The organism is Leisingera aquaemixtae, assembly GCF_019801145.1.
In the GTDB taxonomy this organism is placed as follows: Bacteria; Pseudomonadota; Alphaproteobacteria; order Rhodobacterales; family Rhodobacteraceae; genus Leisingera; species Leisingera aquaemixtae_A.
The window spans coordinates 1-22,897 of the sequence record NZ_JAHVJQ010000018.1 but is presented as its reverse complement, the minus strand read 5'-3'; the positions used below and the strand labels follow the sequence as shown (position 1 = coordinate 22,897).

General features: G+C 64.0%; 14 protein-coding genes. 7 read left to right on the top strand and 7 right to left on the bottom strand.

The window, feature by feature from the left end:
- The first annotated feature begins 138 nt into the window (after nucleotides 1–138).
- The 4 genes from KUW17_RS22590 to KUW17_RS22575 all read left to right on the top strand — a co-directional run bounded on the left by KUW17_RS22590 (nucleotide 139) and on the right by KUW17_RS22575 (nucleotide 8,543).
- Nucleotides 139–2,040: an LGFP repeat-containing protein gene (locus KUW17_RS22590; RefSeq protein ID WP_222482562.1), complete on the top strand. Its 1,902-nt coding sequence runs from the start codon at nucleotides 139–141 to the stop codon at nucleotides 2,038–2,040.
- A 341-nt stretch (nucleotides 2,041–2,381) separates the two neighbouring features.
- Nucleotides 2,382–7,193, top strand: a complete 4,812-nt coding sequence (locus tag KUW17_RS22585) for a GAF domain-containing protein (protein ID WP_222482561.1) — start codon at nucleotides 2,382–2,384, stop codon at nucleotides 7,191–7,193.
- Nucleotides 7,190–7,525, top strand: a complete 336-nt coding sequence (locus KUW17_RS22580; protein WP_222482560.1) for an Hpt domain-containing protein — start codon at nucleotides 7,190–7,192, stop codon at nucleotides 7,523–7,525. The genes KUW17_RS22585 and KUW17_RS22580 overlap by 4 nt, the downstream gene beginning before the upstream one ends.
- Nucleotides 7,518–8,543, top strand: a complete 1,026-nt coding sequence (locus tag KUW17_RS22575; RefSeq protein WP_222482559.1) for an adenylate/guanylate cyclase domain-containing protein — start codon at nucleotides 7,518–7,520, stop codon at nucleotides 8,541–8,543. Before KUW17_RS22580 ends, KUW17_RS22575 begins: the two co-directional genes overlap by 8 nt.
- A gap of 35 nt (nucleotides 8,544–8,578) precedes the next feature.
- Here KUW17_RS22575 and KUW17_RS22570 read toward each other — a convergent pair whose 3' ends face one another.
- Nucleotides 8,579–10,192 (bottom strand): thiamine pyrophosphate-binding protein, encoded by a 1,614-nt coding sequence (locus KUW17_RS22570; protein ID WP_261397372.1) that lies wholly within the window; start codon nucleotides 10,190–10,192, stop codon nucleotides 8,579–8,581.
- Nucleotides 10,193–10,622: 430 nt separating this feature from the next.
- On the opposite strand from KUW17_RS22570, the gene KUW17_RS22565 reads away from it, so the two are divergent.
- On the top strand, nucleotides 10,623–12,557 hold the full coding sequence (locus tag KUW17_RS22565) for a BTAD domain-containing putative transcriptional regulator (protein ID WP_222482557.1): 1,935 nt from the start codon (nucleotides 10,623–10,625) through the stop codon (nucleotides 12,555–12,557).
- A 7-nt stretch (nucleotides 12,558–12,564) separates the two neighbouring features.
- Here KUW17_RS22565 and KUW17_RS22560 read toward each other — a convergent pair whose 3' ends face one another.
- Both KUW17_RS22560 and KUW17_RS22555 read right to left on the bottom strand, forming a co-directional pair.
- A complete protein-coding gene (locus KUW17_RS22560) occupies nucleotides 12,565–13,794 on the bottom strand; it encodes an NAD(P)-binding domain-containing protein (RefSeq protein WP_222482556.1) in 1,230 nt (409 codons plus the stop codon).
- A 222-nt stretch (nucleotides 13,795–14,016) separates the two neighbouring features.
- On the bottom strand, nucleotides 14,017–15,345 hold the full coding sequence (locus KUW17_RS22555) for an adenylate/guanylate cyclase domain-containing protein (protein WP_222482555.1): 1,329 nt from the start codon (nucleotides 15,343–15,345) through the stop codon (nucleotides 14,017–14,019).
- A gap of 151 nt (nucleotides 15,346–15,496) precedes the next feature.
- Here KUW17_RS22555 and KUW17_RS22550 point away from each other — a divergent pair, with 151 nt between their 5' ends.
- Nucleotides 15,497–16,201 carry a GntR family transcriptional regulator gene (locus tag KUW17_RS22550; RefSeq protein WP_261397370.1) on the top strand — a complete coding sequence of 235 codons (705 nt, stop codon included), beginning with the start codon at nucleotides 15,497–15,499 and terminating at the stop codon, nucleotides 16,199–16,201.
- 106 nt (nucleotides 16,202–16,307) lie between these two features.
- On the opposite strand, the gene KUW17_RS22545 is transcribed toward KUW17_RS22550, so the two are convergent.
- The 4 genes from KUW17_RS22545 to KUW17_RS22530 form a co-directional block, all read right to left on the bottom strand.
- Nucleotides 16,308–17,033 carry an aspartate/glutamate racemase family protein gene (locus KUW17_RS22545; RefSeq protein ID WP_222482554.1) on the bottom strand — a complete coding sequence of 242 codons (726 nt, stop codon included), beginning with the start codon at nucleotides 17,031–17,033 and terminating at the stop codon, nucleotides 16,308–16,310.
- Nucleotides 17,034–17,054: 21 nt separating this feature from the next.
- Nucleotides 17,055–18,290: an NAD(P)/FAD-dependent oxidoreductase gene (locus tag KUW17_RS22540; RefSeq protein WP_222482553.1), complete on the bottom strand. Its 1,236-nt coding sequence runs from the start codon at nucleotides 18,288–18,290 to the stop codon at nucleotides 17,055–17,057.
- A 5-nt stretch (nucleotides 18,291–18,295) separates the two neighbouring features.
- Entirely contained in the window at nucleotides 18,296–20,512 is a 2,217-nt protein-coding gene (locus KUW17_RS22535; protein WP_222482552.1) for a TRAP transporter permease, read from the bottom strand.
- Nucleotides 20,513–20,612: 100 nt separating this feature from the next.
- Nucleotides 20,613–21,623, bottom strand: coding sequence for a TAXI family TRAP transporter solute-binding subunit (locus tag KUW17_RS22530; protein WP_222482551.1), 1,011 nt, complete (start codon nucleotides 21,621–21,623; stop codon nucleotides 20,613–20,615).
- A gap of 167 nt (nucleotides 21,624–21,790) precedes the next feature.
- On the opposite strand from KUW17_RS22530, the gene KUW17_RS22525 reads away from it, so the two are divergent.
- On the top strand, nucleotides 21,791–22,747 hold the full coding sequence (locus KUW17_RS22525; RefSeq protein WP_222482550.1) for a LysR family transcriptional regulator: 957 nt from the start codon (nucleotides 21,791–21,793) through the stop codon (nucleotides 22,745–22,747).
- The last annotated feature ends 150 nt before the right edge of the window (nucleotides 22,748–22,897 follow it).

The following is a 22,897-nucleotide window of genomic DNA, read 5'->3' as shown; positions in this document are numbered from 1 at the left end:
GGCCCGGGGGGTGCATGTGATGCCGATTACTGAAAGTTCCGGCATTCTGTGTGACCATGTCAGTGCGGCTGCAAGCAGCCGCCGGCAACTTCCCTGATGGAGGCATGCAAACAACCGAACTCCCAGGAGTGACAGATCATGGAGACCCTACCGCTACTTACCAGACTCATCGACCAAATCGCAGCCGGCGGGCAACTCGCCATAGAACGTGCGGTTGCCAGCCGCTTCTTTATCGGCGGCGCTCAGCCTGCTGCCGACCCGGATCCGCTGGAAAAGGCCGCAGACCGCCTGCTGGACATCTTGCCCGATGACAAGCTGCAAGCCCTGAAAGCCGCAGTCACCCGCTCGCTTGCCGCATCGCCGCGCGAAAGGCGCCGCCGCTTGGGGGTTGCCGCCGATGTCGACCTGACAAGTGAAGAGAGCATTTCCGCGCAGATCCGGAAAGCACCATTTGACCGGCGGCTTTCGGATGACCCGCGCCGACCGCTGGGCATTTCTGTCATGCAGGCCAGGCGGCCGTCGAACATGCTCGCTGCCGAACTTGCCAGCCTGATGCACCCGACGCAGCGCAGCGCCGACGCGCTGACCTATGCCCCGGCCGAACAGTTCCGCGATCCGCGGCCACCGCAGTTTTTCATGGCTCATGTTGCCGGATTTGTTGGTCCGGCTGCCGCGGCATCCGGCGGCGTCAGCCACGGCAGCACCTTGATTGGCACCGGTGCCCTCCAGACCAAATACATCCAGATGGGCGGCCAAAACTCGGTGCTTGGCGACAAGATCGGTGCCGAGCGCATCGACCAGGACTGGAGCGGGCGCCTCGGGCGCGTGCAGGTTTACGAGAACGGCATGTGCTGGACGGATGGAGTGAATGCTTTCTGCATCTGGGGCTCGATCTACGATCACTGGCGCAATCTCGACGGCCTCAGCGTGCCTCATCTGGGGTTTCCGGCAATGGATCAGCGCCGAGCACCGCGCGACGACGGCTGGTTCTGCCACTTCCATGGAACGCCCCAGCACGGCATGGGCTCGATTTATCACGGCGACCTGGAACCAGCCTGCGAGATCCACGGCGCTATCCGGTCCGAATACGCCTCGCACGGCTGGGAGTTCGGCAACGGGTGGCTGCTGACCGACGAAGTTCCAAACGGAGAGCCGCCCTTCGGCCAGAGCGGCGCCTCCAGCGAAGCGCGCCTTGGCAAGATGTGGTGGTCGCCGCCCTACGGCGCCCACTCGCTGCCGGCGCAGGTGAACACCCTCTACGAGCAATTCGGCGGGCCATCCGGCAACCTCGGCCACATCAGTTGGACCGCGTCCGACCTGAATATCCGCCCGGTCAACTTCGAAGGCGGCCGCTTCACCATCACCGGCAACCCGGCGCAGCCCGTCCTCGATGACACTCCGCGTGCGCATGCCTTCCGCCTGATCACTGTCAAGGCGAACAAGACAACCAAGGAGCCCGGGCTTGACGAGATCAAGCTCAGCGTTGCCCGGATTGATCCGGACGGGGAAGTCCGCGGCGAGCTGATAAACCTCGGCCAGTTCAACAACGGCACCGTCGCGGCGCCGAACCTGTTCACAACGTTTAATCATGATCCCAACCGCTCACCGCCCTTGACCTGGCCGCGGTTCGTGGCCGCATCGTATTTCCTTGTTGAGGCTGACGACGGGGATCTGGACGCCTGGCATCTCAGCCTGATCGAGAACATCAAGGACACCGTTGAAAGTGAACTCGAAAGCGGATTGGAGGGACTTGGAATTGCTCTGGGCGGATTGGGAAAGGCCATCGCCATAGTACTGGAGCTGGGGCTGGGCACGATCCTCGACAAGATCTTCGGCGATATCAAGGACTCGCTTACGGAAGATACGATCTTTCCCGCGGTCGTCGTCTCCAGGACCCTTGCCAGCGTCTGGAGCGGGCCGCCGAGCCAGGCCGTCGACGAGGGTTGGCACGTATTAGGTGTCGACACGCGGCTCGCCAAAGCCGGGGGAGGCGAATACGAACTGCGCGTGTCGTTCCTTCGGAGCGTCGACCCCGCTTGACGGTCAATTTCTGCACCATTCGGGGATTCACGGGTAGTAAACGGGCCCCTTCGGCCAGACCGCACCGGTTTATCCAACCCCGATAGCGGTCATTGGCGCTTACGCTGCGAATGCCTCACTCGGCGGGCCGCGACGCGTGACCTGTTGCTTTTAAATGTCCTCGCAATGGGCTGGCCCCTTGCGCAGAAACTGCGCATGCTGATGAACGTACCAAAGGCGCGGCGAACCGCATGCGCAACAAATTCTGTGATAACAGCCTAAAATCCGTTATGGTTTAAGATCAGCCATAGGCAGAATCCTGAATTGGAACCGGGCTGCCGGCAACCGGATTTTGCTATTTGATGGGATACGGCAAAACGCAATCAGAGCCGCAGATCACTCCTGCAGATGCTGTAAAAGCGCTTGAGCAGCAGCTGGCGCAGGAAAAAGCGCGGTTTGCCGCCACCTCCGAAATCCTGAAGGTCATCGGACAGTCGCGGGAAGACATTCAGCCGGTTTTCGACACCATTGTGAAAAGCGCCGCCGAGTTGTGCGGCGCACGGTTCTGCATGCTGTGGCGCTGCAGCGGCGGCATGATCCATCACTGCGCAAGCCATGGCTTCACACAGGCGTTCATGGACGGCTACCTGGCGCATTACCCGGCGCCGCCGGCTGCCGGTTCCATTACCGGGCCGGTTATCCGCACGGGCCGCACTGTTCATCTGGCCGATGCCCAGGCGCCGGAGTATTCGGATCACAAGACGGCGCGGCAATTCGGCTACACGGAGATGGTTGCCGTTCCGGTAAAGGCCGGGCCGGGCATTTGGGGCGTTCTTGTTCTAGGCTGGCCAACGGGAAGGGCTGCACTGGCAACCGACATCAGCCTGCTGGAAACCTTTGCTGAACAGGCCAGCATCGCCATCGGCAATGCGCGGCTGTTCAGAGACACTCAGGAAGCGCTGACGCATCAAACCGCGACGTCTGAGGTGCTGGGTGTGATCTCCCGCTCGCCCAACGAGATCCGGCCGGTGCTCAACGTCATTCTGAAAGTAGCCTCGGACATCTGCAAACCGCAGACGGCCTATGCGACACTGCTGGATCCCGACGGCAAATACCGGATCGCAGCAGCGCATGGCATGACGCCAGAGTTCCGCCGGTTCCTTGCGGAGCAGGCGTTTGAGCCAGAGACCGGCAGCTGCACGGGGCGAACGGCGCTGCTGCAGGAAACAGTGTATATCAGGGACACCGAGGCCGACGCGGAGTTCAAATGGAAGGCCGCCGCCAAGCAGGGAAATTTCCGGTCGGCGCTGGGGGTGCCGCTGATCAAGGATGGTGTCGTGGCGGGTGTCATAACCCTTGGCCACGAACAGCCCGGAGCTTTCACGGAGAAGCAAATCAGCCTTTTGGAAACCTTTGCGGCGCAGGCGGTGATCGCGATCAGCAACACGCGGCTGTTCGAAGAGGTGCAGGCGCGCACGGCAGAACTGAGCGAGGCGCTGGAGTACCAGACCGCAACGTCAGAGGTGCTGAGCGTGATCTCGCGCTCCCCGAACGAGCTGGAGCCGGTGCTGGCCTCCATCCTCCAGGTGGCCTCCCGCCTGTGCGACCCTGAATATGCGTTCTTTGCCATGCTGGACGCGGCAGACGGGCTGTACCGGATCAGCCAGTCCCACAATGTGCGGCCGCGGTTTCTCCGCTACCTTGAGGACAACCCGATCGCACCGGGCAAAGGCAGCTGTATCGGCCGCACGGCGTTGACCGCTCAGACGGTCTATATCGCCGATACGCTGAGCGACGACAGCTACACCTGGAAGGAAGCGGCCGGGATCGGCAATTTCAGAAGCACGCTGGGGGTGCCGCTGATCAAGGACGGCATTGTCCTGGGGGTGATCGTAATGGCGCACAGCCAGCCGCAGGCCTTTTCGCAAAGGCAGATCGGCCTGCTGGAGACCTTTGCCTCGCAGGCGGTGATCGCAATCAGCAACACGCGGCTGTTCGAAGAGGTGCAGGCGCGCACGGCAGAGCTGAGCGAGGCGCTGGAGTACCAGACCGCAACATCGGAGGTGCTGAGCGTGATCTCGCGCTCGCCGAATGAACTGGAGCCGGTTCTGCAGGCAGTGCTGAAGGTCGCGGTGCGGATTTGCCGCCCTGAGGTCGCCTATGTTGCGCTGCTGAACCAAGAGACCGGCGCCTATGAGGTGGCGGTCACCCACAATGCCAATGAAATCTTCGAGGAAATCCTGGCGCAGCAGCAATTTGTGCCGGGACGGGCGACGACGACCGGGCGGGCGGCCCTGACCGGCCGGACGACCTATATTCCCGACATCGAGGCCGATCCCGACTACGGCTGGCGGGAGCAGGCGCGCAAGGGCGGGTTCCTGTCCAGCCTCGGGGTGCCGCTGATCAAGGACGGCAAGCCCCTTGGCGTGATCACCCTGGCCCATGTCCGCAGGAATGCCTTCAGCCCGAAGCAGATCGCGCTGTTCGAGACTTTCGCGGCGCAGGCGGTGATTGCGCTGAGCAATGCGCGGCTGTTCACGGATTTGCAGAATGCGCTGGTCCGCCAGACCGCCAGCGCCGATATCCTGCGGGTGATCAGCAGCGCCCAGGAGGACGCAAAACCGGTATTCCTGGCAATTGCAGAGGCAGGGGTGCGGCTGCTGGACTGCGACGGGGCGGCGGTGCTGATCCGGGACGGGGATCATTTCTCCCCTGCCGCGGGGATGCGCAAGACCGGGCCGATGGACACTTTGAACCCCGATCCGGTTCCGATTGATCCAAAGCTCAATTTCCCGAGCCGGGTCTTTGCAACCGGAAAGATGGTGCATATTCCGGACTTCGCCGAAACGGAGCTGCCGCCGCATGAAGTCGCAACGGTGGAAAAGTTCGGCCTGCAGTCCTGCCTGTACCTGCCGCTGCTGCGCGACGGCGATTGCGTCGGGGTGCTGGCGTTTTCGCGTGCAGACAGCAAACGCGCCTTCACCGGCGAGCAGATACGGCTGGCAGAGAGTTTCTGCGACCAGGCGGTGATCGCCATTCAGAACACGCGCATGTTCAACGAGACCCAATCGGCCCTGGCGCGGCAGACGGCCAGTGCGGATGTGCTGCGGGTGATCAGCAAATCGCCGACCAACACCAAGCCGGTGTTCGACGAGATCGTGCGCCTGGCAATCTCGCTGATTTCCTGCGACCTGGCGATTGTGACCGAATGCGATGGCAAGGAGTTCTGGCAGACGGCGGTCGCAACGCCTGCCGGAGTGGAAACTGAAATCAGCCAGACCCGGCATCCCGTCGACCCGGCACAGAATTTTCCGTCGCAGTCCTATACCGGCAAGAAAATCCTGCACATTCCCGACTGGTCACAGGTTGAGCTTCCTCCAATGGACCGGCGGATCTATCACGCCAGCGGCTTCCGCTCCTCCTTGATGCTGCCCTTGCTGCGGGACGGGGTGTGCATCGGCGGCCTGGGATTCATCCGCAAGGCAGCGCGGGCGTTCTCCCGGGATGAAATTGCAATGGCGGAATCCTTTGCCGACCAGGCGGTGATCGCCATCGGCAACGTCCGCCTGTTCCAGGAGGTGCAGGAGGCCCGCGCCGCGGCAGAGAAAGCGAATGAGGCCAAAAGCGCGTTCCTGGCCACGATGAGCCACGAAATCCGCACCCCGATGAACGCGGTGATCGGCATGAGCGGGCTGCTGATGGACACCGAACTGAACGGTGAGCAGGCCGACTATGCCCGCACCATCCGCGACAGCGGCGACGCGCTGCTGGGGATCATCAACGAAATCCTCGATTTTTCCAAGATCGAGGCGGGCCAGATGACCATCGAGGCGCACCCTTTCGATCTGCGCGACTGCATCGAAACCGCCCTGGACCTGATTAGCGGGCGGGCTGCGAAAAAGCAGCTGGATGTTGCCTATATCATGGACGACAGCGTGCCGCCTGCCATCAGCGCCGACCTGACCCGGCTGCGGCAGATTCTGCTCAACCTCCTGTCCAACGCGGTCAAGTTCACCGACACCGGCGAGGTGGTGCTGTCGGTAAGGTCGGACCCGCCTGCAGATGGCCGGGTAAAGCTGCATTTCGAGGTCCGCGATACCGGCATCGGCCTGTCCGCGGAGGGGATGAGCCGCCTGTTCCAGTCCTTCAGCCAGGCGGATTCCTCAACCACGCGCAAATACGGCGGCACCGGGCTGGGGCTGGCAATTTCGAAACGGCTGGCAGAGCTGATGGGCGGCACGATGCAGGCAGCCAGCGAGGGGCCGGGCCGGGGATCTGTGTTCAGCTTCACCATCCTGGCGGAACCGGCCGCGCTGCCGAAACCGGCGGCCCGCAGCCTGCTGGGCCCGCAGCCGGAACTGGCCGGCAAACGGATCCTGATGGTGGATGACAACGAAACCAACCGCAAGATCCTGACGGCGCAGACCCGCAAGTGGGGGACGCAGACAACCGCCGTGGCCTCGGCCGATGCGGCGCTGGAGGTGCTGGCGGAGGATGGCGGGTTCGACCTGGCGATCCTGGACATGCACATGCCCGGAACGGACGGGGCGGCGCTGGCACACCGGATCAGAGAGCGGAACAAGGACCTGCCGCTGGTGCTGTTCAGCAGCCTTGGCGAACGCGGCCCGGGGGCAGAGGAAGGGCTGTTTGCGGCCTGCCTGGCCAAGCCGCTGCGCCAGTCGCAGCTGTTCGATACGCTGGCCGGGTTGTTTGCGCCGTCGGCTGTGCCTGCGGCAAGGGCCGGCACGGGTGGCAAACCGGCAGCCGATCCGGAAATGGCCGCGCGCCACCCGCTGCGGATCCTGCTGGCAGAGGACAATCTGGTGAACCAGAAGCTGGCGGTCCGGCTGCTGGAGCAGATGGGCTACCGCGCTGACCTTGCCAGCAACGGGATCGAGGCGCTGGAAAGCGTGGCACGCCAGGTCTACGATGTGGTGCTGATGGATGTGCAGATGCCTGAAATGGACGGGCTGGAAGCCTCGCGGCGGATCACCGGCGCATATCCGCAGGACGGCAGGCCCGCGATCATCGCGATGACCGCAAATGCAATGCAAGGCGACCGGGAGATGTGCCTCGAAGCAGGCATGGACGGTTACATTGCAAAACCCATCCGCGTCGAACGGCTGATCGAGGCGCTGGAAGGCATTCAACCGCGCGGAAAGGAGACGCCATGAGCGCCAGCCCCCTGGACCCCGCTGTCTTTGCAGAGCTGCAGGCCGCCACCGGCGCGGATTTCGCGGCAGAACTGGCCGCCACCTTTCTGGAAGAGGCGCCGGGCATGATCGCACAGCTGAAACAGGCGGCGGCGGCCGGCGATGGCGACGGTTTCCGCCGCGCCGCGCATTCGCTCAAGTCCAACGCAAACACCTTCGGCGCCACTGCGCTGGCGGCGCTGGCACGGCAGATGGAACTGTCCGGGCTTGGCGGCCCGGCACCGGATCTTGCCGCGCTGGATAGGGAATACACCCGCGCGGATGCCGCGCTGCGGGGGCTGCTGGATGGCTGAGGCGCTGGGGCATGTGCTGATTGTGGACGACAACAAGGTCAACCGGCTGCTGCTGGCGCGCAATGTCGAGTTGCTGGGCCACCGCGCCGAGGCCGCGGAAAACGGCAAGGTCGCGATGGAGCGGCTCAGGGCCGAAACCTTTGACCTGGTCCTGCTGGACATCGAAATGCCCGAGATGGACGGTTTCGAAGTGCTGGCGGCGATCAAGGCGGCCCCGGAGCTGCGCGATATGCCGGTCATCGTCACCTCCTCGCTGGAAGGGCTGGACAATATCGTGCGCTGCATCGAACTGGGCGCGGAGGACTACCTGCCAAAACCCGTGAACCAGGTCCTGCTGGGCGCCCGGCTCAGCTCGAGCCTGGAAAAGAAGCGCCTGCGGGATGAGCAGAAGCGGCTGCTGGACCGGTTTGCAACCCACGAGGTGGCGCTGGACCTGCAGAACTCCGGCTTTGCCATCGGCGGCAAGCGGCTCACCGCATCGGTCCTGTTCTGCGACATCCGCGATTTCACGGCATTGTCCGAAGATCTGCCGCCAGAGGCCACCATCGAACTGCTGAACACCTATTACACGCTGATGTTCGACGCCGTCAGCAGCAACGGCGGCATCGTGAACCTGATGATCGGCGACGGGCTGATGGCGCTGTTCGGCGCGCCGCAGCCGCTGGAAAACCCGGCGCAAAGCGCGGTGGCGGCGGCCGGGGAAATGTTCAGCATGATCACGGTTCTGAACCAGGAGCAGCGCGCGGCGGGCGCGCCGGAAATCCGGCTGGGGGCCGGCATCGCCACCGGCGAAGTGGTGGCAGGCTATGCCGGCACGGACGAGCGGGCCGCCTACACCTGCGTCGGCAAGACCGTGAACCTGGCAGCCCGGCTGGAAGCGCATACCAAGGCCGCCGGGCGCAGGATCCTGATTGACCGTCAGACCCGGAACAGCCTGCGTGATCCCGCCGCGGCAGAGCGAATTCAGCAGGTGGCGTTCAAGGGGTTTTCCGAGCCGCAGGATATCTTTGCGCTGTGATCCGCCGGCACTGAACCGCCCCTGCCGCCAGAAGGTTACAGCCTCATCCGCGGCACGTCGTTCGGGTCCAGGCGCAGCTCGATCAGCAGCGGACCGTCCCGGGTTGCAATCGCCTGGATCGCGGTTTCCAGGTCTTCCGCAGAATTGACCTGCACCCCCTGGCCGCCAAGCGCGGTTGCAATGCCGGCAAAGGAGGGCCAGTCGAACATTGACAGGCCCGGGTCCATCTTGCGGTCGAGGAACTGGATATGCTCGGCGCCATAGGCGCTGTCGTTCGCCACGATCACGATCAGGTCCTGTTTCATCCGGACAGCGGTGTTGAACTCGTTGATCCCGCCCATCATGAAGCCGCCATCGCCGGTGAACAGGACAACGGGGCGGCCGGGCACGGCAAATCCCGCACCGATGGCAACCTGCAGGCCCAGCCCAATCGAGCCGAAATTGGTTGTCGCGATGAAGCTTTCGGCGTCGGGCACCGACAAACGGCACCAGACCTCGGTCATGAAACGCCCGCCATCGGTGGTGAGAAAGCGGTCCTTGGGCAAGGCCTCCTCCAGCCGGTCGAGCGCATATTCGAAATTGACGTATCCGGGCTTTGCCTTGTCAGGGTTGCCCTTGGGATGCGCGGTCAGCACCTCCATGTCCAGCTCGGCTGTGAAACCGCTGCCGGGGATCTCGGCCTCGTCCAGCCACCAGACGATATTCTTGGCGGTCAGCCCGGCATCGGCCACAAGCGCCGCGTCGGGGTGGTAGTTTTTCGAGACCTCGGTGACCGTGTCGTTGATCTGCACCACCCGCTTCCCCTGCATCAGCGCCCCCTTGTCGGTGGTGAACTGGTGCAGGCTTGTGCCGAACGCGACCACGCAATCGGCCTTGTCGATCGCCTCGTAGGCGGCAGGCGTCGAAAGCGTTCCGAAGATGTCGATATTATAGGGGTGGCTGCTGAACATCCCCTTCGCCTTGAGCGTGGTGGCCAGCGGCGCCTCGAGCCGGTCGGCCAGTTCGATAATCTGCGGAACCGAATCCTTGGCGCCGATGCCCGCCAGGATGATCGGGCGCTTGGCGCTGGCAATCATGCCCACCGCCTCGTCCAGGTCATCGCCCGCAGGGACATACGCGGGGGCATTGAAGGCGGGGAAGACATGGGGCACGTGCTCAACCTCCTGCCACATGAAATCGGCAGGCATGTTCAGCACGATGGGCCGTTTCTCGACCTGGGCGCGGTAAAACGCATGGGCCACGTCATACGAGGCCGTCTCCGGCGACCGCATCTGCTCGAAGCCCGCCCCAGTCACCTTCACCGTCTCGCGCTGGTCGATATTCTGCAGATTGTGCGGGTTTGACACCGGAGTGTCACCGGCCAGAAGCACCAGCGGCACATGGCCGCGCGCGCCTTCGGTCAACGCGGTGACGCAGTTTGTCAGCGCCGGCCCGTGGGTCACGGTGGCCACACCGACCCGGCCTGCCACCCGGCCGTAAGCAAGCGCCATCAGAACCGCGCTGCCTTCATAGGCCACCGGCACAAAGGTGCCGCCGCCCTCGCGCACGTAATGGTCGACCATGAACAGGTTCGCATCGCCCATCAGCCCGAACATCGTGCCCTGCCCATGATCGAAGAGGGATTGGGCGATGGATTGGTAAACGTACATGTTGCGGCTCCCCGGTTGTCTCTTCATCTGCGCTTCATGGTATTGGTATCCGCTCACCCGCGCGGAGTGTGCGCAAAACAGAGCGCTCCAAAGAGAGTTTACCGGTGAAGTCCGCATCACTTCGCTATAGGGCGCGTGATTTTCGCAAGCGGGCGGCCTCAGATGGATTCAACCGACCAACTCACAGTTCAACAAGGGCCACCGGCGGTGTCCAAGGCCGCCCCCGGCCGCCAGCTCGCCTGCGGCTGGATCACCGGCACCTCAAGCCTCAAACGTTAACTTGCAAGGTCCTTGCCAATCCGTTTCGACCCGGAGCCGGCCTTGATCAAGGGACCGGATTGCCCCTTCGCAATTCTCCCTTCCGCCGTGAACTGTTCCCCCTTCAAACTGGCTCGCTGGTCAAAAGCTGCCCAGCCGGTATATTTAGAAGATGGGCAACCAGGTATTTTTGCTGTTCTTCGGAGGAAGTGAAGTCCGGCTATCCGATGGCGCGGTTTCAGGGCTCGCCAAGAAATCGCAGGCCTTGCTCGCCTTTCTCGCCATGGAAGACGGCCGCCCGGCCGCGCGCGAACGTGTTGCCGCCATGCTGTGGGGCAATATGGGCGACGAGCGCGCGCGCCATAACCTGAGGCAAGCGCTGTCGCAAATCAGGCGGGTGATCGGCCCCGCCGTCCGCAGTGACGGCGACACGCTGCGGCTGGACACGTCGCTGTGCGCAGCGGATGTTTCTGCATTGGTTCGCAGCAAGGATTGCCACGACATTCCCGCACTGAAGGAAGCGCTTGCGCTGTACCGGGGAGACTTCCTTGACTCCTTTCATGTTCAGGCCGGGGAATTCGAGGCCTGGGCGCGCGACACCCGGGAGGAGTTGCGCTCGATAGCGTGCAGCGTGATCGACCGTTTGGCCGCCAAACTGGTTGCGCAAGGGGCCGATGCCGAGGCTGAGACCGTCCTCAGACGCAAGCTTGCAATAGACCCGTGTTGCGAAATGGCGCACCGCGCGTTGATGGAACTGCTTGACCGCCAAGGCCGCCGGTCGGAGGCCATGCGCCAGTTCAAATTATGCACTGAGGCCTTGCAGCGGGACCTCGATACAACTCCCGGCCCGGAAACACGGGCCGTGTTCGACGCGATTTCCAGGTCCGCGCTATCGCCATTGCCGGGGACCCCCGCCCAGTCCGGGGCAGCCAATTCAGCAGGCAAACCCGTTGTCGCGGTTCTGCCGTTCGAAAACCTCTCAGACGAAAGCGATTTGTACTTCTCGGATGGCATCACCGAGGATCTGACAACGGCCTTGTCCCGCTTCAGCGAACTGGAGCTTATCGCCCGGCCTTCGTCTTTCCGGTATCGCGGCCGGGCAACCCCCGAAGATGAAGTCGCCGCTGCCCTGGGGGCGTCCTTTCTGGTCCGGGGCAGCGTGCGCCGCTCAGGCGACGCGGTGCGGATAAGCGTGCAGCTTTTGAGCAGCGAACGCGGCACCGCACTCTGGGCGGAACAGTACAACCGCCAGATGGGCGATGTCTTCGAGGTCCAGACCGAGATCGTTTCGACGGTTGTTTCGACGCTTGTGGGGCGGGTTGAAAGCGCCCGCCTGATGCAATCGCGTGGCTTGGATCCGCAACGTCTGGAAGCATACGATATCCTGCTGAGAGGCAAGTATCATCACCACTTGTTCACGGCTGCCGATTGCCGGAAGTGCCTCGATTTGTTCAGGCTGGCGATCAGCAAGGACCCGGACTATGCGCTGGCCCATGCCTGGCTGGCCTGCGGCTTGGGCCAGGCGATCGTTCACAAGCTGGATGACCCTGCGATACTGGTGGATCAGTCGCAGGCGGCGGCCGAACACGGGCTGGAACTGGACGAGAATGAAAGCGAGTGCCACCGGGTTCTGGCTCAGAACCATTTGACCAGAGGCAATGTCCGCCGGGCGCTCTGGCATCAGGAGCGCGCCTTGTTTCTGAACCCCAACGACGACCGCTCACTGTGCGCGATGGGCGAGATTCTCACTTTTGCGGGCGAGCCGGTTTCCGGCGAAGAATGGGTTCGCAAATCAATGCGGCTGAACCCCTATCATCCGGAACGCTACTGGAGCCACCTGGCCCGGGCGCTGTTTCACCAGCAGCGGTTTGAAGAGACACTGAATGTCCTCGACCGCATCAGCCGCAAGCGGGCCGATGATCTGGTCTATCTTCTGGCGTCCAGTGCCAAGACAGGGTCGGAACAAGACCAGGACCGCGCCCGGGCCGCCGTCCGCGCCTCGGGAGCGCAACTGGATCCGGTCGAAACGGCGCAGGGTTTTCCGCTCGAACGCGCCGAAGACCGCGACTTGCTCCTCGGCGCGCTGAACATGCTGGACCGGGCTTGAGCGCAGGTTATGCGGCGATCGCCCGGGTTCTTTTGGCGATATGCCCGGCAAGGTCTTCGGCATCGCGGCCGACGCCGTCAATCAGGTTGGAATATTTGCGTTTCTGAAAACGCATTCCAAGGACATAGAGGCCGGCAACCGGGCTGATGCCCTCCTTGTGCGAAATTTCTCCGCGTTCATCCAGCACGGGGATTTTCAGCCAGGGATACTTTCTCTGATAGCCGGTTGCCCAGACAACGGCGCGGACACCGCCTGTTCCAACAGGCAGCTCAGCGGGGGCATCGGGGATCGGCACAGGCTGGACTTCGCCGGCTTCGGCCGGCGGTGCGTCATACCCTTTGGCCTCGATGAACCCATCGATTTTTCCAAGCAGTTCGAACATCATCCTGTCTGCTTTCTCCACGCTTTGGCGCAGCGTATCGGAAAACAGGACCCGGCCGTCCTCGACACCTGCCGTGCGGCCGGCCAGGCGCGCGCCCAGCTTCTGCACCGTAGACAAATCCAAATCGCGGTTCTCGGCGGACCCCACCAGCTGCGGCGGCGGGTTGCCGCGTTCATCGGCGGGATCGGCTGCGGCAGCAAACCCGCCGGTCGCATCCATCCAATACAGGATGTCGCGCCCGCGGTACCGCCGCGGCACCCGGATATGGGTTCCAACCGAGACCGTAACGGAGCGCCCGGCCCCAAGAAGCTCTTCGGCGATTTGCAGGCCGGTCGCCGAGGCGCCGACAACCAGCACATGCCCTTCAGGCACCTGCGACGGGTTCCGGTATTCCGGCGGAACGATTTGCACGACGTCATCCGGCAGGTTCTCGGCGAAACCCGGAACGCGCGGTGTGTCGCAGAATCCGGTTGCAACCACGACGTTCCGCGCGCACCACTCCCCGCGGTCCGTCGCTACCCGGAACTTGCGGCCCTCCATGCGCTGCACCGCCGTAACAGTTGTGCCGCGCTCGATGCAGGCATCATACGAGCGGGCATAACGCTCCAGCCGTTCGATGAAATCCGGCACCGACATGAAGGCATCCGGCTCGCCGCCGTCATAGGCCCCGTGCGGCAGGCGGCTCTGCCAGTTCGGGGTCAGCAGTTTCAGAGAGTCCCAGCGTTCGCTGTGCCACCTCTCGCCGATCCGCCCGCGTTCCAGGATGACATAATCGATGCCATGTTCGAACAGGCAGCGCCCCATCGCCAATCCGGCCTGGCCGCCGCCGATGATGACAGTGTTGACGTGTTTCATGACTTTTCTCCTATCGGGCATTGCAGATGCCCCCGATAGTCGGGCGGCGGCGTCATTTGCCTATCAGCAGACCCGTTTCCCAGGCGTCTATTATTCGTCAATTTGACTCACCGGATACTCAGCTGCTGATTTCCTTTCCATTGCGGCTCTGACACCTCGACGGTGCGCGCGGCCTGCGCCAGCGCGGCCTGTGCCTGCCTGCAGAAGACATCTCCTGCGGCATCAACCGCTGAGAGAAAAAAGCGCCCAGTCCCCGGGCGTCCCCCGGAGTTTTCGGTGGTCCAAGCTGACAAAGCCGTGCTCTGATCCAAGCGTCAGGTCCTTGACCGTCTGCGATGTCAGGATTTCATCGGGTGCCGCTTCCTCCAAGAGCCGTGCGGCGACATGCACGGCCAAGCCGCTCAGGTCCTGTTCCCGGATCTCGCATTCTCCCGTGTGCACGCCGATACGGCTTTTCAGCCCCAGTCCTTGCACATCCTGCCGCAGGGTCAGCGCGCATTCCAGCGCGCTGGTCGGACCCCGGAACGACAGCAGATACCCGTCGCCCGTGTGTTTGACCTGTGTGCCGCCATATGCGGCGACACGGTGCTGCACGGTGTGATCGAGTTGCTCCAGCACGCTGCGCCAGCGCGCGTCGCCCATCCGCGCAATCTGTTCCGTCGACCCCACAAGATCAAGGAACACGAGCGTCAGCAGGGTCCGCTCGGTTGGGGCCGTTACCGCTTCGCCCGTCACAAAGGTGCGGATTTCCGAAACCAGCCGGTCCTGATCGCCGTACCAGGCGATGTGGTCCTCGCCCGGCAACACATGCAGCTCCGCGCCGCGGATATGCTCGGCCAGATACTTCGCGTTGTTCAGATCGCACCAGTTCTCGTTTTCGCGGTGCAGCACCAGCGTCGGCGCCCGGATGGAGGAAAGCACCCCGCGGATATCAATGTCATAATTCATTTCCGAAAGTTTCCGCAGGGCACGGGGGCTTGCGGCATAGCGGAAATAGGTGTCGAGCCAGCGTTGCGCCGCCGGGTCGCCGGCAATGCTCGGCGCGCCGTCAATTCCCAGCAGGTGGCCATCGGCATAGTTGGCGAAATGCTCCAGGGCGGCCGCCACCGCATCGGGTTTCAGCCCCTGCGGGTAATCCGGCGCCCATTTGTAACGCGCCCTGCAGCCGAAGAAGATCAAATGGCTGACGCGTTCGGGATAGGTGGCGGCAAAGACGCTGGAGATTGCGCCGCCCTCGGACATTCCGAAAATCGCCACCCTTTCGGCGCCAACCGCATCCAGCACCGCATTGATGTCCTGCGAACGCTCTTCGAGCGTGGGGTATCCGACGTCCCTGTCCGACATGCCGACACCGCGCTTGTCGAAAAAGATCACACGGGCGAACCGGCTGATCTTGGTCAGGAAACGCGCGTAATCCGGGCTTTCCCAGGCGTATTCGATATGGGTGGCCCAGCCCTGCGCCCAAAGCAGGTCAATCGGGCCTTTGCCAAAGACCTGATAGGCAATGTGAATATCGCCCGCCTTTGCATATTTGGTTCGAGGCCGTTTCACTCCCCCAAGATCGCGTGCTGCATCAAGGCGGTCAAGTGGCCGCAACGCGGCGGGGCACGCCGGGCAGCCGCCCCGCCGCACCCGGGTTCCCTTCGCCTCCTTATGTGTATATATATTGGCGTTAACGCATTTTATTGGAGCAGCAGGCAGCATGGCGGGACCCCGGGAAAACATGAGCTACCGCGATATCAAGCAGGTGGTCCTCGACAGGATTCAAAACCGGATCTGGGCTCCGGACAGCCTGCTGCCAAGCGAGACCGACCTGGCCGAAGAGTTTTCGAGCACCCGCACAACCGTGAACCGGGCGCTGAGGGAGCTTGCCGAGGAAGGCTTTCTGGAACGGAAGCGCAAAGCAGGAACCAGGGTTCTGAACGCCCCGATCAGAAAGGCCCAGTTTGTCATCCCCCTGGTCCGGGACGAGGTTGCCGAGACCGGCTCGGCCTACCGCTATTCGCTGGTGGAAAGAAATGTGATGCCCGCGCCGGCATGGCTGTCGGCCCGGCTGCGCATCCCCCAGGGCCAGGAGGTGCTGCATCTCAGGTGCATGCACTACGCGGACACCGCCCCCTTCCAGTACGAAGTGCGCTGGATTGTCCCGGAAAGCATCCCCGAGGTTCTGGACGCAGATTTCTCCCAGTCCGGCCCGAATGACTGGCTGGTGCAAAAGGTGCCCTTCACAAACCTGGAACTGAGCTTCCTGGCAACCAAAGCGGATCAGACCGTGGCTGAGTTTCTTGACGCACAGGCCGGAGACCCGGTTTTCACTGCGGAGCGGATCACCTGGCTGCGCGGCAAACCCGTCACTCTGGCCAAGCTGTATTTCGCCCCGGGCTACAAGATGACAACGCATCTTTAACCTTGCCGGGCGCTGCATTCGGCAGCTTCAAAACCCCCGCCCTTCGCGGCGCCGCGAAGGCAAGGTCAACCGGGCCGGCTTCCCGGCGCCCGCAGGGAGCGCCGGTCTAGTCGTACTGCACCCGCCCCTCATAGCGGCCCCGCGCGGTGATCGCATGCACCATCGTGGCCAGGGTCGTCAGGTCCGCAACCGGCAGCCCGATGGCTGCCTGCAGCGCATGCGCATATGGCGGCAGATCGGTGCATTCCAGCACGACCGACGTCACATCCGGCGCCTCTTCCAGCATCTGGCGCCCGGCCGCCGCCAGCTCCGCGGTCAGCTTCTCCTCGTCAATCTGGGTCCGCTTGCTGTGCAGGATGACCTCCGAAAACTCCGGCTTGTCCTCCATCCCGATGACCGCCACCGGGGTGTCCCCTGCCCCGACCGCCGCAAAATGCGCGGGCGTCAGCGCCGAGGCGCGGGCGGTGATCACACCCACCCTGCCCCGCCGCCCGGCCATCTGGTGCATCAGCGGGATCTGGATCAGGCTGGAGGAAAACACCGGAACAGAAACCTGTTCCGCCAGCTCCCGCTGGTACAACGCCATGAACCCGCAGCTGCCGGTGATCGCGGCGCAGCCGGCCTGCTCCAGCTCCCGCGCGGCGTCCAGGAACGGCGCAAAGAACTCCAGGCTGGGGCGCTCCAGCAGCTCGGCGATGGTGGTGCCCTTGACCACCGCCTTGCGCACCGGGAACGGCAGGCTGCCGGTGCAGCGGATATGGCCCGGCGGCTTGGCGAAATGGGTGTCTAGGCACAAAAGGCCGAGGGGGGCAGTATCCGCCGGTGAGGTCATCTCCAAATGTCCTTTCTGTTTTCAGAAGCGCCCGGTGGCATAGGGGCCGCAATCAATGTTCGGGGTCCGCCCGGTCAGCATGTCGGCCAGCAGCTCCCCGGTTTTGGGGGCCATCATCAGCCCGTAGTGGGAATGGCCGAAACCCGCGTAAAGCCCCGCGTGGCCGCCGAATTCACCGATCATCGGCAGCGTGTCGGGAAACGACGGGCGGCGGCCCATCCAGAATTTCGGCGCCGCGGTCACCAGATCGGGAAACGCCGCCTTGGCCTGCGCCTGCATCCGCGCCTGCTTGCGGCTGTCCTGCGGCGCGTCGATTGCCGCGAACTCCGCCTGCCCGGCCACCCGCAGCCCGCCCGTCATCGAGCTGGCGACGAATTTCGCATCCGTATCCATGACCGAATTGTTCAATTCGATGCCCGCTTCGGGAAACTCGATGTGATAGCCGCGCTCGCTGGCCAGCGGCACCGCAATGCCCAGCGTCTTCAGCAGCTCCGCCGACCAGGCCCCCATGGCAACCACCACCCGCCGTGCCGTGTAGGTCTGCGTGCCGCAGATGATCCGCCAGCCGTCCTCGCCGCGCCGCAGCCCGTCAACCGGCGCCTGCAGGATCTCGATGCCCAGCCGCTCCGCCTTTGCCGCCAGCGCCGCCATGATCTGCCCCGGCGACAGCGCCCGCGCCTGGCCGTGGATCAGCACCGCCGACTTGAAGCCGGGCGACAGGGCCGGCTCGATGCGCCGCAGCTCGTCCTGCCCGACCAGCTCCAGCCGGGCGCCCTTGTCGGCCCGGATGCGGTAGTCGATCGCCTGCAGCAGATCCCTGCCGTCCTTCCGGTAGGCATGCACATAGGCGCAGTCCTGCACCAGATGCTCCTGCCCGGTGCCCTCCAGGTGCCGCCGGTACAGATCCACCGAGGGCATGCACAGCGGCTCCATCGCATCCGCGATCTCCTGCACCCGCTGCGCCGAGCTGTTGCGCAGGAACGAAAGCCCCCAGGGCACCATCCGCGGCCAGTAGCCGGCCCGCACGCTCAGCGGCTGATAGGCGCCGAACATCAGGTCCGGCAGCTTCTTCCAGATCCCCGGCAGCGACTGCGGGATGAAGGACCAGGGCGAGATCACCCCCGCGTTGCCCGAGGAGGTTTCCTGCCCCGGTTCTCCGCGGTCGATGAGCCGCACCGGCACGCCGCGCCCGGCCAGGGAGAGCGCGGTGCAGAGACCGACTGCACCGGCGCCCAAGATCGTGACTTGATCATTCATGGTGCTCAGGCCGCCTCCGCCTTGGCCTGCCGCGCATGCAGCAGCTGGCTGATGATGGCCGGGCTGGCAACCGCCAGCGCCGCCAGGTCCGCCTGCAGCGACGGGGCGATGAAGATCAGCCCGGCCAGCGCCAGCAGGATGCGGAACACCATGCCCATCGGGGCCAGCCAGTAGCCGACAACCGCCGCCGACAGCGCCACCACCCCGGCGATGCAGCTCGCCGCTGTGTAGGTGAACTCGACAAAGTCGAAGCCGGTCGAGGAGACGAACAGCAGCACCGGCGCATAGACGAAGGCCATTGGCGCCACCACCTTGCCCAGCCCCAGCGAGAACGCCGACAGGCCGGTGCGGAACGGGTTGGAGTTGGCAATCGCCGCCGCCGCATAGGCCGAGGTGCACACCGGCGGCGTGATCTCCGCCACCACCCCGTAGTAGAGCACGAACATGTGGCTGGCGATCGGCGGAATGCCGAGCTGCGCCAGCGCGGGCTGCGCCACCGACACCAGCATGATGTACAGCGCCGTGGTCGGCACCCCGGCCCCCATCAGGATGCAGGCGATGGCGATGAAGACTAGGCTGATGAACAGGGTCAGGTCCTCGACGCTGAACAGCTCGAAGCTGCCGATGCTGAACAGGCCGTGCAGATCGCCGCCCAGATTGGCTGCCGCCTGCGTCACCATGAAACCGATGCGGAAGCCGACGCCGGTGGTGTTGATCACCCCGATCACGATGCCGACCGCCGCCGAGGCCGCGCCGACCGCCAGCGCGTATTTGACACCGGTCTCCAGCGTGTCCGCCATCTCTGGCATGGTGGTGCGCTCCTGCGGGTTGAAACAGGCCAGCACCGCACCGCCCATCAGCAACAGCGACATTGGCAGATCGAAACCGCCGCCGGCGTATTTCCACAGCACAAAGGCAATGAAGGCGGCCGGATAGGCCAGAGTCAGCGGCGCCTTCATCCGGCTCATCCCGGCGATCAGCGCCAGCGAGATGCCGCAGAAGGCGGACATATAGGGCGTGTAGCCGGAGAACAGCACCGTCAGCAGGCCGACCAGCGGCACCAGGTTGGCCCAGCCGTCGCGCCAGACCGCGCCCAGCTTGGGCAGCATGTCCTTGGACATGCCTTTCAGGCCCAGGCGGCGCGCCATCAGATGCACCACGGCAAAGACGCCGGTGTAATGCAGCAGCGCCGGGAAGATCGCCGCGATCACGATGGTGGTGTAGGGCACCTCCAAGAATTCCGCCATGATGAAGGCCGCGGCCCCCATGATCGGCGGGGTGATCTGCCCCCCGGCTGAGGCCGCCGCCTCAACCCCGCCCGCGAAATGACCCGGGTAGCCCAGCCGTTTCATGTTGGGGATGGTCAGCGCGCCGGTAGAGACGGTGTTGGCCACCGAGGAGCCGGAAATGGTGCCGAAAAAGGCAGAGGACACCACCGAGACCTTGGCCGGCCCGCCGGTGTAGCGGCCCGCCAGGATGGTGGCGTTGTCGATGAACAGCTGCCCCAGCCCGGTGCGCTGCGCGATGACGCCGAACAGCACGAAGTGGAAGACAATGGTCGACACCACCCACAGCGTCACACCGAAGATGCCTTCCTGCGGGAAATACATCGACGACACGAAGGTGCGGAACTTGACGCCCGGATGCTGCAGGATGCCCGGAAACACCGGCCCGAACAGCGCATAGGCGATGAACACGCAGATGATCAGCGGCAGGATCCAGCCCAGCGTGCGCCGGGCGATGTCCAGCACCAGCACGATCAGGATGCAGCCGAACACCATGTCATAGCTGTTGGGGTTGCCCATCCGGAAAGTCTGCTCTTCGATGCCGAGCATCGGAATGCCATGCCAGGCAAAGCCGAGATAGAGCGCCGAGGCGGTGCCCAGCACCATCAGCAGCACATCCAGGAAAGGCACCCCGCCCAGGTGGAAGGCGCCTGTTTTCAGATCAAAGGCGGTCTTGCTCTTCAGATGCGGGAACAGCGCATAGATCAGGATGAACAGCCCCGACAGGTGCCAGCCCATGTGCCAGTAGTCCGGCGGCAGCGCAAAGCCGGCCGTAAGATAGTGATAGGCGGCAAAGGCCAGCGCGACATAGCGCAGGAAGGCGCTGAACCGGGTGGAAACCTCGCGCGTGGCGGCGCCTTCGTCGTATTTCTTCTCGATCGCGGCCAGTTCCTCGGCCGTGAGTTCGGGGGGGGTCTGCTGAGGCGCGTCGCTCATAGCGTACCTTCCTGCTCTGAGTAACGTGAAAGACAATCCGGGCGGCGTGCCCGCGTTGGTACGCCGCCCGCTGGGTTTGATCCGGGGGAGAGAGGCCGGATCAGTTCAGAAGCCCGGCTTCCTTGTAGAACTTCTCGGCACCGGGATGCAGCGGCACGCCCAGCGACCCGATCCCGTCCAGCGCGGTCTCCAGCGTGATCTGCTTGCCCTTGGCATGGCCGTTGTCCAGCAGGTTGCGGGTGTTCTTGTTCCACATCGCCTGGGTTATGCCGTAGACCAGTTCGTCCGGCAGGTCGGAGGAGACAACCAGCAGCGCCGAAACAGCCGGGGTCTTCACTTCGTAATCCACGCCGTCATAAACATTGGCGGGGATTTTCGACGGGATGTAGGCCGGGATGATCTCGTTGATCTTGGCCAGGTCCTCGTCGGTGAAGCTGTGCAGCTCCATGCCCTTGGTGGTGGCCAGCTGGACCATCGCCGACACCGGCCACCCTGCGGCGTAGAAATAGCCGTCAAGCTGCCCGTCGGCCAGGCGCTCCGCCGACTGGCTGTTGTTCAGCTCGGCCTCGTCCATGTTGTCGCGGGTCACGCCCCAGGCGTCCAGCATCTGCAGCACCGCAACCTGGGTGCCGGAGCCCGCCTGCGCAATGCCCACACGCTTGCCCGCAAGATCGCCAAGGTCATTCAGCGACTGGCCCTTGGGCAGCACCAGGTGCAGGTCTTCCGGATAGAGGTTGGCAACGATGCGCAGCTTCTCATGCGGCTTGCCGTCGAACTTGCCCTCGCCCAAGTACATCGAGCGGGTGACATCCGCCGCGGCCATGCCGGCCTCCAGCTCGCCGTTCTGCACCGCGGTGTTGTTGAACACCGACGCGGTGGTGGACTGCGCGATGGCGATCAGCCCCGGCACGCCGCACTGGCCGCCCTCGTCGCAGGGGCGCGAGCCGGGAGGCGCGGAAATGCCGTTGGCAATGGTGCCGCCGATCGGGAAATAGGTGCCGCCGGCGCTGCCGGTGCCGATGCGGAAAAAGGTCGGGCTTTGGGCCGCGGCGGCGCCCGCCACCAGCGACGCTGCCAGGATTGCCCCGCTCAGCCGTGTCATCATGGTCATCTTACTCTCCTGTTGGTCTGGCCCGGGTTTGGTCCCGGGGAATGCTGTTGCAAAAGGATGAGCCAGAGATGTGATAAAAACAAATTTTAATATTTTCAGTTTTCCAAAGTTTTGCTTATGTATGACGAACGCCCGGCCCGGCCGCAGCAAAGACAGGGGGTTTGCGCATGAATCTGTCCCAAATGACCGCCTTCCGCGCGGTGATGGAGGCCGCCTCGCTCTCTGCCGCCGCCGAAAAACTGGGCCGGACCCAGCCCGCCGTCAGCCTGGCGATCCGGTCGCTGGAGGACTCGCTGGGGCTCAAGCTGTTCGAACGGCGCGGCCGCCAGTTGGTGCCGGTGCCCGAGGCGCACTATCTGCACGCCGAAACCAGCGACATTCTGGACCGGCTCAGCAGTGTCGCGGGCACCATGAAAAGCCTGACTGCCGGCCAAAGCGGCAGCCTGAACGTGGCCTCGATGCCGGGGCCGTCCACCTTCCTTTTTCCGCGCTACATCAGCCGCTTCACCGGCAGCAATCCCCGCATCCGCATCTCGCTGTCGTCGCGGACCTCGCCGCAGATCCGCGAACTGGCCGCCACCCAGGGCTTCGACTTCGGCTTTGCCGACATGATCGGCCGCGAGGCTTCGGCGCAGACCTTCCGGCAGGAGACCATTGCCGCCGATTGCTTCTGCGCCATCCCGCAGGACCACCCCTTGGCACAAAAACAGGTGATCGCCTGGAAGGATCTCGACAACGTGCCGCTGGGGCTGCTGCAAAGCACCCATATCACCCACCAGAAAACCGTGGCTGAACTGCGCCGGGCCGGCGGCACGCCGAACGTCGTCCTCGACAGCCAGTTCTTCCTGCCGATGATGCCCTTCATCAGCGCCGGGCGCTGCCTGTCGGTCGTGGACCCGCTGACCGCGGTGACCGAGCACGAGGTCGATAGCACTGGCGGCCGTGTGGTCTTCCGCCAGATGGAAGGCGGCTTCCGCTACGAATACACCATCATCTCCCCGGTGTTCCGCCCGCTGTCGCAGCTTGCGCTGCAGATCAAGGACGGCTGGAAAAACGAGGTGATGGATCTGCTCGCCAAGGCAGGCGCCCGGCCGGAGTATTTCCCCTCCGCACCGGAGCAGTGACCGGCAGGCGCCCCCCTGCCCTTCTGCGGCAGCGGATTGATCAGGATCATCGCGCCCGGCCGCAGATCTGGTCTACTGGCTGACGCGGTGTGCATGCCCGCCTGCCGCGAACCAGCTCCCGGAGGCCCGCCATGCAACGCAAAACCTCTC